Genomic DNA, 13,629 nt, shown 5'->3' with positions numbered 1-13,629 from the left:
GTGCCCCCACGGTAGGACACCCGGGGCACCGGCACGAGAGGCCCACGCGGTCACGGGCACCCGCTCCGACCTGCCGAGATCAGGCCCGGAAGGCCGGGCGGGCAGCGAACGTCCGGTTCAGGTCAGGACCAGCCATCGTCGGCCGTCGATGAGCTCCCGGGCGGAGTCGAGATGTCCGGCGTGGCACGCGGTCTCGGTGATGACGTGCAGCAGGACGTCCCGGACGGTGTGCAGGTGCGGTTCGCCGAAGAGGTGGTGCGGCCACCAGGCCAGAGGGGTGTCCGCGTCCGCGGCAACGGCGGCGTTCGCGAGGTCCACCTCCCTGCGGTACCGGTCGAACACCTCGGTGTGCGGCACGTCGGGGCCACCTGCCTGGCGTCCTGGGGGGCGTCGAGGGCGTCGACGACGGCATCCGGGGCGGCGCGCGCGCGGGGCCGATCAGCGGGTGCGCCGCGGTGGTCCGCGGCAGGTTGACGAGGGTGTCTCCGAAGCCGAACACGGCCGAGTCGTCGTCCTCGTACGTCACCGGCAGGCGGAACACCTCACGGTAGAACCGCTTCGTGGCCTCCAGGTCCTCCACGAACAGGGTGACGGCACTGATCTTCCCGGGTCAGGCGGTGTCGCTAGTCGTGTGGGGCACGACTACGGAGGATCTCCCACCGGCTGACCCTTGCCTAGGTGGCGGCGGGCCCCCTCTCCTCGCGAGCGGGCGGCCCGGGACCCGAGGGGTGAGCGGCAGGCCACGCGCTCGCGGGACGGCCACCGGCCGACGTTCGGCCAGGACGGCCGGCAGGGGCGGCGGAGGCAGGCGCACCGTCATCGGCCGTACATGCGGTGTTCGCAGCGGGTTGGACGGCAGGTCCGGGCGGCACTCCTACGCTCCCCTGCGGCACGAGGCAGAACCCCCGGTCGCCGTCCGGCGGCCGGGCCGCGTACCCCTCACCCCTGGAGTGCACGTGGAACGTCGCAACCTCCTGCGCGCCGCCGTCCTCGGCGGCACGGCCGCCGCCTTCGGCGGGACCCTGTGGCGCGGGGCCGCCCACGCCGCCCCCGCGCAGCCGGGCGCCGGCCCCTACGGCGCGCTCGGCGCCGCGGACGCGAACGGCATCCGGCTGCCCTCCGGCTTCACCAGCCGGGTGATCGCCCGCTCCCGGCAGAAGGTCTCCGGCACCAACTACACCTGGCACGACGCCCCCGACGGCGGCGCCTGCTACGCGGACGGCAGCGGCTGGATCTACGTCTCCAACTCGGAGATCAGCTCCACGGGCGGCGCGGGCGCGGTGAGGTTCAGCTCCTCCGGCACCGTCACGGGCGCGTACCGCATCCTGTCCAACACCAACGTCAACTGCGCCGGCGGCAAGACCCCGTGGAACACCTGGCTCTCCTGCGAGGAGGTCGACCGGGGCTACGTGTACGAGACCGACCCGTGGGGCGTGAAGGCGGCGGTGCGGCGGGACGCGATGGGCCGGTTCAAGCACGAGGCGGCGGCCTGCGACCCGCAGCGGGGGGTCATCTACCTGACCGAGGACGTCTCCGACGGCGCGTTCTACCGCTTCCGGCCGACGACGTGGGGCGACCTGTCCTCCGGCACGCTGGAGGTGATGGTCGGCTCCTCCGCCACCAGCGGCTCGGTCACGTGGGCGCGGGTCCCGGACCCGACGGGGGCGACCGCCACCCGCAACCAGGTCTCCGGCACGAAGCGGTTCAACGGCGGCGAGGGCTGCTACTACGCGAACGGCACGTGTTGGTTCACCACCAAGGGGGACAACCGGGTCTGGGCCTACGACGCGGCGGCGCAGACCATCTCCCTCGCCTACGACGACTCCCTCGTCACCAGCGGCACGGCGCCGCTCACCGGCGTGGACAACGTCACGGGCACTGCGTCCGGGGACCTGTACGTCGCGGAGGACGGGGGGAACCTGGAGATCTGCGTGATCACCCCGGCCGGTGTGGTCGCCCCGTTCCTCCGGGTGGAGGGGCAGTCCGCCTCGGAGATCACCGGCCCCGCGTTCTCCCCCGACGGCCGCCGCCTCTACTTCTCCAGCCAGCGCGGCACCTCCGGCTCCTCCTCCGGCGGCATCACCTACGAGGTCACGGGCCCCTTCCGCACCTGACGCCCCGTGCACGGAAGAGGCGGCACCCCCGCACAGGGTGCCGCCTCTCATGGTGCTCCGGAGCCGGGAGGAAGCCGGCCGGGTGAGGGTCACGGAACGTGACCGGCTCCGGCCCCGGGGCGGGGGACCGGGCCGGCGGGAGCACATCCCCGCCGGACCGGAAGCGTGACGGCGCAGGGCCGCGCGAGTCCGCGTCAGCGGAAGTCGCTGCCCTCCGACTCCGTCGCCGCACGACCCGCCTCGAGCCGCGCCACCGGGATCCGGAACGGCGAGCAGGAGACGTAGTCGAGGCCGACCTCGTGGAAGAAGTGGACCGAGTCCGGGTCGCCGCCGTGCTCGCCGCAGACGCCGAGCTTGATGTCGGGCCGGGTGGCCCGTCCGCGCTCGACGCCCAGGCGGACCAGCTCGCCCACGCCGTCCCGGTCGATCGTCTCGAACGGGCTGACGCCGAAGATGCCCTTCTCCAGGTACTGGGAGAAGAAGGAGGCCTCGACGTCGTCGCGGCTGAAGCCCCAGGTGGTCTGGGTCAGGTCGTTGGTGCCGAAGGAGAAGAACTCGGCGGCTTCGGCGATCTGACCGGCGGTCACCGCCGCCCGCGGCAGCTCGATCATGGTGCCGATGGTGATGCCGAGCTCGGCGCCCGAGGTCTCCTGGACCTCGCGGATGACCTGCTCGGCCTCCTCGCGGACGATCTCCAGCTCCTGCACCGTGCCGACCAGCGGGATCATGATCTCCGCGCGCGGGTCGCCGCCCGCCGCCCTGCGCTCGGCCGCGGCCTCCGCGATGGCGCGGACCTGCATGATGAACAGGCCGGGGATGACCAGGCCGAGGCGCACACCGCGCAGGCCGAGCATCGGGTTCTGCTCGTGCAGGCGCTGCACGCAGTGCAGCAGGCGCTGCGAGTCGGAGACGTCCTCGCCCTTGGCCTCGGCGACGGCGACCTTCACCGACAGCTCGGTGAGGTCGGGCAGGAACTCGTGCAGCGGCGGGTCGATCAGGCGGACGGTGACCGGGAGGCCGTCCATCGCCTCGAAGAGCTCGACGAAGTCGACCTTCTGCAGCGGCAGGAGCTGCGCTAGGGCGTCCTCCTGCTCCTGCTTGTCCTCGGCGAGGATCAGCCGCTCGACGAGTTCGCGGCGGTCGCCGAGGAACATGTGCTCGGTGCGGCACAGGCCGATGCCCTGGGCGCCGAAGCGGCGGGCGCGGGCGGCGTCCTCGGCGTTGTCGGCGTTGGCGCGGACCTTGAGGCGGCGCTCGCCGTCGGCGAAGGTCATGATCCGGTCGACGGCCTTGACGAGTTCGTCGGCGTCGGCGGCGGCCGGGTCGGCCTTGCCCTCGAAGTACTCGACGACGGGCGACGGCACGACGGGTACCTCGCCGAGGTAGACCTTGCCGCTGGAGCCGTCGATGGAGATGACGTCACCCTCGGCGACCACGCCGCCGCCGGGCACGGTCATCTTCCGCGCCTTGACGTCGACCTCGAGCTCCTCGGCGCCGCAGACGCAGGTCTTGCCCATGCCGCGGGCGACGACGGCGGCGTGCGAGGTCTTGCCGCCGCGGGAGGTCAGGATGCCCTCGGCGGCGATCATGCCGTCGAGGTCGTCGGGGTTGGTCTCCCGGCGGACCAGGATGACCTTCTCACCGCGCGCGGCCCACTCGACGGCGGCCTTGGAGGAGAAGACGGCCCTGCCGACGGCGGCGCCCGGCGAGGCGGCGATGCCCTTGCCGGCCTGCTCGGCCTTCGCGTCGGTGTCGAAGCGGGGGAACATCAGCTGGGCGAGCTGCGCGCCGGTGACCCGCTGCAGCGCCTCGGCCTCGTCGATCAGGCCCTGGTCGACCAGCTGGGTGGCGATGCGGAAGGCGGCGCCCGCGGTGCGCTTGCCGACACGCGTCTGCAGCATCCACAGCTTGCCGCGCTCGATGGTGAACTCGATGTCGCAGAGGTCCCGGTAGTGGTTCTCCAGGGTCTCCATGATGTCCATCAGCTGGTCGTACGACGTCTTGTCGATCGACTCGAGCTCGGCGAGCGGCACGGTGTTGCGGATGCCGGCGACGACGTCCTCGCCCTGGGCGTTCTGCAGGTAGTCGCCGTACACGCCCTGGTGACCGGAGGCGGGGTCGCGGGTGAAGGCGACACCGGTGCCGGAGTCGTCGCCGAGGTTGCCGAAGACCATGGAGCAGACGTTGACCGCGGTGCCGAGGTCGCCCGGGATGCGCTCCTGACGGCGGTACAGCTTGGCGCGGTCGGTGTTCCAGGAGTCGAAGACCGCCTTGATGGCGAGGTCCATCTGCTCGCGCGGGTCCTGCGGGAAGTCGCGTCCGGCCTCGGTGCGCACGATCTCCTTGAAGCGGGCGACCAGCCGCTTCAGGTCGTCCGCGTCGAGGGCGGTGTCGACGGCGACGCCCTTGGCCTCCTTGGCCTCGTCGAGGGCGTCCTCGAAGAGGTCGCCCTCGACGCCGAGCACCGTCTTGCCGAACATCTGGATGAGGCGGCGGTAGGAGTCCCAGGCGAACCGCTCGTTGCCGGCCTGGCGGGCCAGACCCTCGACGGAGGAGTCGGAGAGACCGATGTTGAGGACGGTGTCCATCATGCCCGGCATGGAGAACTTGGCGCCGGAGCGGACGGAGACCAGGAGAGGGTTGTCGGCCTGGCCGAGCTTCTTGCCCATGCCGCGCTCGAGTGTGTCGAGGTGCGCACTCACCTCGTCACGCAGTGCCACGGGCTCGCGACCGCTCTCCAGGTAGACCTTGCAGGCCTCGGTGGTGATGGTGAAGCCGGGAGGCACCGGAAGACCCAGATTGGTCATTTCCGCGAGGTTCGCGCCTTTTCCACCGAGGAGGTCCTTGAGGTCCTTGTTCCCCTCGGTGAAGTCGTAGACGAACTTCACCTTCTCAACGCTTGCACCGGACTGGTGGGCCTCGCTGCGGTCTTTGTTTACCAACACGGTTCTCGACTCCTCGAGGACGCGATGACTGCCCTGACGGCGAGGAACATACCCAGATCCAGGGGTTATGGGTACGTCCACCTTCGAAGCCCCTGCCGCGAAGGGGTCTCGACCGATGATCACCAAGTCAAGACTTGGCAAGCTTCCGCTGCGGGATGTGTTCAACTCTTGAACGGACACGCCCAGAAGGAGCAGGGTAGCCGCTCACATGAGCAGGGTTGTAGCTCGTCTGAATTTGACCGATGAACGATCATCGAATGGCACCCAGTGCCACGGCTTGATGTTGTGCAGTCAGCGGCTTTACGCTCATCTGAGCGGTCCCTCTATCAAGGGTGGCGAGAATCACGCCCCGACGGGTGCCGGATTTCACCATCCGGACGCCCCGCGGAAAGGCGCCCGCCTGCACACTTGGGTGGCGGACCGCAGGCCGGCGTCCTCGGCCGGGGCACGCCGACCCCACCCCGGTGGCGGGAGCGGCAGGGAGAGGGGTGCGGTTCCGGACAGATCTCGGACGATCTTCCGCTCGCCCCGGGTGCGCCGCGGCGACACCCCGGTGGACCCGTGAAGGAACGGTCACCGCGCGAAGTGCGGGGCGTCTCACAGCCCTTCGCCCGCGGGGGAGTTACCGCAGGTCAGACCCACCCGCGGGGTCATTCGCAGCCGTTGGGCGGCGAGCGCCGGACACGCCGACCCTTGTGCTTTGTGAAATGTCGATTACATGATGGTTTCGCGTGCTTGCTAGACCTACCTTCCGGCAGACCTGACGAAGCGTGTGGCGCCCGTCACACCGTCACGTCACGTCTGCTCTTCGATGTGATCTTGTTGGAGAGAGCCCCCGTGGACACCCCAGCCCCTGCCGACGTCGGTCACGCCCGACGGGCGGAGACCGCGGAACAGACCGCGGAGCCTGCGGATCCCGTCCACCCACTGCCCTCCTCGGTTCCCGCGACGACCGCCGCGACCGCCGCCGAGACCGCGACCGCCATGACCGCGACCGCCACCGCCGCCGTGACCGCCACCGCCATGACCGCGACCGCCGTGACCGCGAGCACCCTCACCGGCTTCGGCGCCGCCGTCGCCGAGCCCGCCACCGGCGCCGCCGTCCCCTTCGCCCCGGCCTCCCTCACCGCCTCGCTGCACGCCCGGGCGGCCCTGGTCCTGGACGGCAACTGGCAGGGCGCCTCGACCGTGCCCTCGCGTTCGCTCTACCCCCACCAGTGGTCGTGGGACTCCGCCTTCATCGCCATCGGCCTGCGCCACCTCTCCCCCGTGCGCGCCCAGACCGAGCTGCGGACGCTCTTCTCCTCCCAGTGGGACGACGGCCGGATCCCGCACATCGTCTTCAACCCCGCGGTGCCGCACGACGCCTACTTCCCCAGCCCCGACTTCTGGCGCTCCCGCACCGACGGCCGGCCCTCGGGCGCACCGCCGGTCCTGCAGACCTCGGGCATCGTCCAGCCGCCGGTGCACGCGCTGGCCGTGTGGCTGACGCACCGCGCGGATCCGGGCCTGTCGAGGACCGAGGGCTTCCTGCGCCGCGCCTACCCGCAGCTGGTGTCCTGGCACAACTACCTGCTGCGCCACCGGGACCTGGGCGGCGGCGGCCTGGTCAGCGTGGTGCACCCGTGGGAGCAGGGCATGGACAACAGCCCCTGCTGGGACCCGCCCCTGTCCCGGGTGACGCCGGCCCCGGCGGGCTCCTTCACCCGCGCGGACCTGGCGCACGGCGCGCCCGAGGACCGGCCCACCGACCTGGACTACGGCCGGTACGTGAAGCTGGCCATGGACTACCGCGACCGCGGCTACGTGGACGGCGGCGGCGAGTTCGCCGTGGAGGACCCGTCGTTCAACGCGCTGCTGATCGCCTCCGAGCACGCGCTGGGGCTGATCGAGGCCGAGCTCGGCATCGACCCCGCCCCCCGGCACGTCCGCGCCGCGCGGCTGACCCGCGTCCTGGTGGACCGGCTCTGGGACGAACGCCACGGCGTCTTCCTCTGCCGTGACGTCCTCACCGACGAGCTGGTCGAGGAGCACGGGGTGGCCGGACTGCTCCCGCTGATCCTGCCCACGCTGCCCGAGGAGGTCGTCGCCCGCCTGGTGGACACCCTCACCGGCCCCCGCTTCGGGCTGGGCTCGTCCACCCGGCTGGTGCCGAGCTACGACCTGACCGGCGCCTGCTTCGACCCGCACCGGTACTGGCGCGGCCCGGCCTGGTTCAACGTCGGCTGGCTGGTGGAGCGCGGCCTGCGGATGCACGACCGTACCGGACTCGCCGCCGGGCTGCGCGAGGCGCTGATCACGACGGCGGGCTCCTCCGACTTCGCGGAGTACGTGGACCCGTTCACCGGCGAGGCCTGCGGCGCGCGGGAGTTCTCCTGGACCGCCGCGCTCACCCTGGACCTCCTGCACCGCTCGGAGGACGCGTTCGTGGAGATCGCCCGCTCCATCCGCACGGCCGTGCACGACCGGACCACCGCACACGGAGCGGCCGCCGCACACGGAGCGCCCACAGCCGGCACCCCCGCCGCCACCGGCACGGCACCCGCGACGCCCACGGTCTAGCGACCGGCAGCGGTCCCCCACCCGCACGCGCCCCGGCACCTCCCGGCACGGCTCACACCCCCGGCACCTCCCGGCACGGCTCGCACCCCCGGCACCGTCCCGGACGGCGCACGCCCCGGCACGGCTCCCGTGCCGGGGCCCCCGTGTCCGGCGAGGGACGGACGAGTACGCCGAGGGACGGACGAGTGCGGCGAGGGTCGGACGGGTCCGGCGAGCGACAGACCTGCCCGGCGAGGGACCGGTGTGGCCGGACGGGCACCTGGGACACGTCCGATCTCTTGACATGGGCACAGGCCCCCTGGCTTGATGGCGTGCGCACCCCGCTGGGAGCGCTCCCAAACCGGTTCAGCTCCCGTCGTCGTCGCCATCGACTGTGAAAGGTCCGATCCGTGCGCCTCATACCCAGGGCCCGCTCCGGCTTCGCCGCCGCCGCCGCGGCCACCGCACTGTTAGGTCTGTGCATGACCCCGGCCGCGGCGCGTGACGCCTCCGTCGCGGGCCAGCCGCGGACCGCGCCCGCCGCCGCCTCGTCCGGGCACACGCTCACCCCGGGCACCAAGTTCTACATCGAGGGGAACAGCAAGGCCTTCGCGCAGGCCCTCGCCGACCGCAAGGCGGGGGACACGGCGAACGCCAAGCTGATGGACGCGATGGCGTCGTACCCGGTCGCCGAGTGGTTCACCGGTTCCACCACGCTCAAGCAGACGACCGACGCGATGGCCCTGCTCCAGTCCAAGGCCGCGCCGCAGCAGCGGGTCCCGGTCACCGTCGCCTACAACGTGCCGGGCCGCGACTGCTCGCAGTACTCGGCCGGCGGCGCGTCCAACAGCGCGGAGTACGCCGCCTGGGTCGACGCCCTGGCCAAGGGCATCGGCGACCGGAAGACCGTGGTCATCCTCGAACCGGACGGCCTGGCCCTCTCCCCCGCCTTCTGCGGCGGCACCGCCGAGCAGCAGGCCACCCGGCTCGACGAGATCAACGACGCGGTGGACCGGCTGGCCCAGCAGCCCGGCACGGTGACCTACCTGGACGCCGGTCACAGCTCCTGGCACGCCGTCGGCGAGATCGCCGAGCTGCTCATCGACGGCGGGGTGGCCCGGGCGCAGGGCTTCTTCCTCAACGTCTCCAACTACCGCACCGACAGCGAGCTGATCCGCTACGGCACCCAGATCTCCAAGTGCATCTGGTACCTGCAGAACACCGAGGGCGCCGCGCCGGGTGACTGCGCCAACCAGTGGTGGCCGGCCGCCGACGCCGACAGCTGGTACGCCTCGCACGTGCCCGCCGACGCGCGGCTGACCCACTTCGTGATCGACACCAGCCGCAACGGCAAGGGTCCGTGGACGCCGACCGCGACCTACCCGGACCCGCAGGAGTGGTGCAACCCGCCCAACCGCGGCCTCGGTGTGCGCCCCACCAGCCAGACCGGCGTCCCGCTGCTCGACGCGTACCTGTGGATCAAGGTTCCCGGTGAGTCCGACGGCAGCTGCACCCGCGGCACCGCCGGGCCCGAGGACCCCGAGTACGGCGTCGTCGACCCGGCGGCCGGTGCCTGGTGGCCGGACCAGGCGCACGGCCTGGCGGCCAACGCGGTCCCGGCGCTGAAGTTCAACACCGACTGGTAGACCGGGCCGCGCGTCCCGTCGCACCCACCGCACGGCAGGACGGCCCCGCCCCATCCCGGGGGCGTGGCCGTCCGTCGTTCCGTCCCTGTGCCGTGCGGCCGGGTGCGGGAAGCCGGGGCCCCGCCGCCATCAAGGTGCGGGGAGCCGGGGCCCCGCCGCCATCAAGGTGCGGGGGGGGCGGGGCCCCGTCGCCGTCAGCCGCCGGAGGTGTCGGATTCCGCGTCGGCGGTGACGCCGGAGCAGTCGTAGGGGTCGTCGAGCCAGCCGTCGGGCAGGGCGACCCGGTTGTTGCCGGAGGTGCGGCCGCGCGGGCCGTCGGCCCCGACCGGCCAGGGCTGGTCGAGGTCCAGCTCGTCGAGCCCGGCGCGCAGGTCGGCGAGCGTCGAGGTGACCGCCAGGCGCTTGCGCATCTCGGAGCCGACCGCGAAGCCCTTGAGGTACCAGGCGACGTGCTTGCGGAAGTCGATGACGCCGCGGGCCTCGTCGCCGATCCACTCGCCGAGCAGGGTGGCGTGCCGGACCATCGCGTCGGCGACCTCGCGCAAGGTGGGGGCGACCCGGTCCTCGCGGCCCTCGAAGGCGGCGACCAGGTCGGCGAAGAGCCACGGGCGGCCCAGGCAGCCGCGGCCGACGACCACGCCGTCGCAGCCCGTCTCGCGGACCATCCGCAGCGCGTCCTCGGCGCACCAGATGTCGCCGTTGCCCAGCACCGGGATCTCCGGCACGTGCTCCTTGAGCCGCGCGATGGCGTCCCAGTCCGCGGTGCCGCCGTAGTGCTGGGCGGTGGTGCGGCCGTGCAGGGCGATGGCGGTGACGCCCTCCTCCACGGCGATGCGGCCGGCGTCCAGGTAGGTGAGGTGGTCGTCGTCGATGCCCTTGCGCATCTTCATCGTGACCGGCAGCGCCCCGGCCTCGGAGACCGCCTCGCGCAGGATGGAGCGCAGCAGGTTCCGCTTGTACGGCAGCGCCGAGCCGCCGCCCTTGCGGGTCACCTTGGGCACCGGGCAGCCGAAGTTCAGGTCGATGTGGTCGGCGAGGTCCTCGTCGACGATCATCCGGACCGCCTTGCCCACGGTGACCGGGTCCACGCCGTACAGCTGGATCGACCGCGGCTTCTCGCTCGCGTCGAAGTGGATCAGCTGCATGGTCTTCTCGTTGCGCTCGACCAGCGCGCGCGTGGTGATCATCTCGCTGACGAACAGGCCCTTGCCGGCGCTGAACTCCCGGCACAGGGTGCGGAAGGGCGCGTTGGTGATTCCGGCCATGGGGGCGAGCACCACCGGCGGCTGGACGGTGTGCGGGCCGATCTGCAGAGGGGTGACGGGCGTGGGCATTGCCCCATTGTCCCTCACCGCGGGGGTGGGGCGGGAACGCCTTCAGTCCGGTCGTCCGCCGGGAGCCCCGTCCCGGTCGGCCGGGTCGTCCGCGCCGCCCCGGTCGTCCGGGGCGGTCGCGTCGCCCGTGTCGGCTGCGGCATCCCGGGCGTCCGCACCCTCCGCATGCGCACGGGAGACGGCTGCCTCCTCCTCCGCCCCCGCCCGCGCGTACGCCGAGGCGGACTCGTGCCACGCGTCACGTACCCGGGTCCCGTCCGCGCCGGCGAGAGCCAGGGTCGTGGCCAGCTCGCACCATGCCTCACCGGTGCTGAACCAGTCCTGCGTCGCGGCAAGCATGCCGGCAGCGCGCTGCCCGGCCTCGACGGCCTCCTCGAAGCGCTCCAGGCCCCGCAGGGCGGTGCCGAGGTTGCTCCGGACCACGGCTTCGCCGTGGGTGTCGCCGGTCTCCTGGTAGAGGCCACGGGCGGTCGTGTACGCCTGCAGCGCCTCCTCGAAGCGCCCCAGTGCACCGAGTGTGCTGCCGAGGTTGTTCCGGACCGCCGCCTCGCTGTGCGCGTCGCCGGTCTCCTGGTAGAGGCCACGGGCGGTCGTGTACGCCTGCAGCGCCTCCTCGAAGCGCCCCAGGTGGTGCAGCGCGCCGCCGAGGTTGTTCCAGGCCACGGCTTGGCCGTCGGTGTTGCCGGTCTTCCGGTGGAGGCCGAGGCCGGTCGTGTGCACCTGCAGCGCCTCCTCGAAGCGCCCCAGGTCGTGCAGCGCGCCGCCGAGATTGTTCAGGACTTTGGCCTCGCCGTTCGCGCTGCCGGTCTTCTGGTGGAGGCCCCGGGCGGTCGTGTACGCGTGCAGCGCCTCCTCGTAGCGCCGCAGTGGACGGAGGGCGTTACCGAGGTTGTTCCAGGCCACGGCTTGGCCGTCGGTGTTGCCGGTCTTCCGGTGGAGGCCGAGGCCGGTCGTGTGCGCTTCCAGCGCCTCCTCGAAGCGCCGCAGTTCACGCAGCGCGGTACCGAGGTTGTTCCAGGCGACAGCCTCGTTGTGAGGGTCCTCGATGACCTTGCACGCATCAAGGGCGAGGGAGCACACCGCCACACAGTCCTGGAGACGACGGCGCAGTCTCAGGTAGGTGGGGAGCGTGAAGCCGAGACTTCGACCGACGAGGGGAGTGGTGCGGGCGGCTGCGATGAGGTTCTCGCGTTCGGAGTCCAACCACCTCAGCGCCTGTTCCCTGCCGGAGAACCGGGGAGACACCGGACTGCCGGGCGGGTCGAGATGGGTGGCGGCGGCCTTGGCGTGGTCGACGTAGTGGTCGATGAGGTGGGCACGGGCCTTCTCGTAGCGGCGGCGGGCGTCGCGGCCCCGTGCGGTGACGCCCTGTGCCTGCTCGTGGGAGTAGGCGCGCAGCAGGTCGTGCATCTGCCAGCGGTCACGGGCGGCCGGGTTGCGTTCGACGAGGTGGCTGGCGGCCAGTCTGCCGAGGAGGCGCTCGGTGGCCGGCTGGGGCTGGCCGGCCAGGACGGTGGCGGCGGCGGTGGAGACGTCGGGTCCCGGGTTCAGGGAGAGCAGACGGAACAGATCCTGCTCCTGGGGCAGCAGGCGCTGGAGGGACTGCCCGAAGACCGAGCGCAGACTGCGTTCCCCGTCGTCCAGCCCGTCCAGGACGCCTTCCGCCCGGGTGAGGGCGTCGGCGCGCTCGGACAGCGGCTGGCTGGGGTCCTGGACCAGCAGTGCCGCGGTGATCTGCAGGGCGAGCGGCAGGTACCCGCACGCCAGGGCGACCCGCTCGGCCGCCCGCGGGTCCTCCTGCACGCGCGGGTCGTCGGGGTCGTTGCTCCGCAGTGCCGCGTCCAGCAGGGCGACGGCGTCCTGGGGCCGGAGCTGGTTGACGGTCCGCATCCGGCCGAGCCCCGCCAGGCGGTGCCGGGAGGTGACGAGCATGCCGTGCTGCCCGGGCGGCACCAGCGGCTCGACCTGCGCCGCCCGGGAGGCGTTGTCGGCGACGACCAGCAGCCGCTGCCCCGCTTCCTGGCGGTCACTGAGCAGCGAGCGGTACAGGGTTTCGCGCACCGGGCCCGGCGGAGGAAGGTGCTTGGGCCGCACGCCCAGCGAGAGGAGGAACGCCTCCAGGGCGTCGTCGGCCTGGACGGGGTGGGAGTCGTAGCCGCGCAGGTCGATCAGCAGGACACCGGTGAACCAGCCCCGCTTCTGCGCGGCGTGCCCGGCGGCGTATGCGAGCGTGGTCTTCCCGACTCCGCCCCAGCCCGACAGCACGGCCGTCGCGGGGCTGTCGTCGGGGCGATCGGGATCCAGCACTCCCAGCGTGAAGGCGACGTCGTCCTCCCGCCCGGTGAACCCGGCCGGGAGCCGCGGCAGGGCGTCCAGCGCGGTGGGCACCGGGGCGAAGCGCTGGACGTTCTTGATCTTCAGGGTGCCCTGTCCGACTACCTGGCTGTCCGTGAACCCGGCCCGCCGGTAGTCGTTGCGGACGGCACGACCCGGCAGCCCTTGTCCGGACCCCTGCGCCTTGCTGCCCTTCTTCCCCTTGCGCTTGGCGCCGTTCTTGCCGCCCACCCCGCGGCCCTACTCGTCGTGGTGGTTGTTCACGGTCATGGTGCCGCTGCCGAGGACCTGGCTGCGGGTGAACGTCGCGCCGCGGAAGTCGTTGTGCACGGCCTGCGCGGGCGCGGCGGCCTCGGCCTGCGCGACCAGCGCCCGCACCTCGGCGACGGCCCTCTCTCGTTCCGCTTCGGCCAGCTCCTCGAGCAGGGCCTCCAGACGGGTCTGCCACCGGGCGACCTGCGCGATCTGCACCCGTTCCGCCTCGGCGCCGTCCTGCGCCGCGCCCAGCACCGCCCGCGTCCGGTCCAGGCGCTCCAGCTCCACCTGCTCGCGTCCGGTCTCCCCGCGCCCGAAGAGCCGCGCGAAACCGCCACGGATCCCGGTCCACGCGTCCGTTCCCGCAGCCTGCACGATCGCACCGCCCCCGGCGGCCGCGACAGCGACGAGCCCCTCCACCAACATGACGTCCCCCCAGCCTCGATGGAGCAGGAACAAC

Annotated in this window: 8 protein-coding genes and 1 pseudogene; 3 read left to right on the top strand and 6 right to left on the bottom strand. The window is 72.4% G+C overall.

The features are described 5' to 3' along the window. Positions 1 to 117: 117 nt before the first annotated feature. Positions 118 to 357 carry a mycothiol transferase gene (locus Sfr03f_RS20545; protein WP_108955418.1) on the bottom strand — a complete coding sequence of 80 codons (240 nt, stop codon included), beginning with the start codon at positions 355 to 357 and terminating at the stop codon, positions 118 to 120. A gap of 97 nt (positions 358 to 454) precedes the next feature. Further along, positions 455 to 601 (bottom strand): annotated as a pseudogene (locus Sfr03f_RS31715) (VOC family protein); the annotation flags it as partial. A 355-nt stretch (positions 602 to 956) separates the two neighbouring features. Between Sfr03f_RS31715 and Sfr03f_RS20535 the strand changes: the two are divergent. After that, positions 957 to 2,114, top strand: coding sequence for an alkaline phosphatase PhoX (locus Sfr03f_RS20535; RefSeq protein ID WP_108955417.1), 1,158 nt, complete (start codon positions 957 to 959; stop codon positions 2,112 to 2,114). A gap of 194 nt (positions 2,115 to 2,308) precedes the next feature. Here Sfr03f_RS20535 and ppdK read toward each other — a convergent pair whose 3' ends face one another. Continuing rightward, on the bottom strand, positions 2,309 to 5,059 hold the full coding sequence (gene ppdK, locus Sfr03f_RS20530; protein ID WP_372514247.1) for a pyruvate, phosphate dikinase: 2,751 nt from the start codon (positions 5,057 to 5,059) through the stop codon (positions 2,309 to 2,311). Between the two features lie 984 nt (positions 5,060 to 6,043). Between ppdK and Sfr03f_RS20520 the strand changes: the two genes are divergently transcribed. Together Sfr03f_RS20520 and Sfr03f_RS20515 are read left to right on the top strand one after the other, a co-directional pair. Beyond that, entirely contained in the window at positions 6,044 to 7,621 is a 1,578-nt protein-coding gene (locus tag Sfr03f_RS20520; protein ID WP_245967660.1) for an MGH1-like glycoside hydrolase domain-containing protein, read from the top strand. A 389-nt stretch (positions 7,622 to 8,010) separates the two neighbouring features. After that, positions 8,011 to 9,246: a glycoside hydrolase family 6 protein gene (locus Sfr03f_RS20515; RefSeq protein ID WP_245967659.1), complete on the top strand. Its 1,236-nt coding sequence runs from the start codon at positions 8,011 to 8,013 to the stop codon at positions 9,244 to 9,246. Between the two features lie 194 nt (positions 9,247 to 9,440). Here the strand turns inward: Sfr03f_RS20515 and dusB are convergent, their stop codons facing one another. From dusB to Sfr03f_RS20500, 3 genes are read right to left on the bottom strand one after another with little or no spacing between them, the layout of a single operon-like run. Next, on the bottom strand, positions 9,441 to 10,580 hold the full coding sequence (gene dusB / locus Sfr03f_RS20510) for a tRNA dihydrouridine synthase DusB (protein WP_108955414.1): 1,140 nt from the start codon (positions 10,578 to 10,580) through the stop codon (positions 9,441 to 9,443). 42 nt (positions 10,581 to 10,622) lie between these two features. Further along, the gene (locus Sfr03f_RS20505; protein WP_108955413.1) at positions 10,623 to 13,145 is read right to left on the bottom strand and encodes an ATP-binding protein; all 2,523 of its coding nucleotides are present in this window, start codon (positions 13,143 to 13,145) and stop codon (positions 10,623 to 10,625) included. A 9-nt stretch (positions 13,146 to 13,154) separates the two neighbouring features. Continuing rightward, the gene (locus Sfr03f_RS20500; protein WP_108955412.1) at positions 13,155 to 13,595 is read right to left on the bottom strand and encodes a hypothetical protein; all 441 of its coding nucleotides are present in this window, start codon (positions 13,593 to 13,595) and stop codon (positions 13,155 to 13,157) included. Positions 13,596 to 13,629 lie beyond the last annotated feature (34 nt).

Origin of the sequence: Streptomyces fragilis (assembly GCF_003112515.1) — a bacterium.
GTDB lineage: Bacteria > Actinomycetota > Actinomycetes > Streptomycetales > Streptomycetaceae > Streptomyces > Streptomyces fragilis.
The sequence above is the reverse complement of the archived record's forward strand: the minus strand, read 5'-3'. Positions and strand labels throughout refer to the sequence as shown.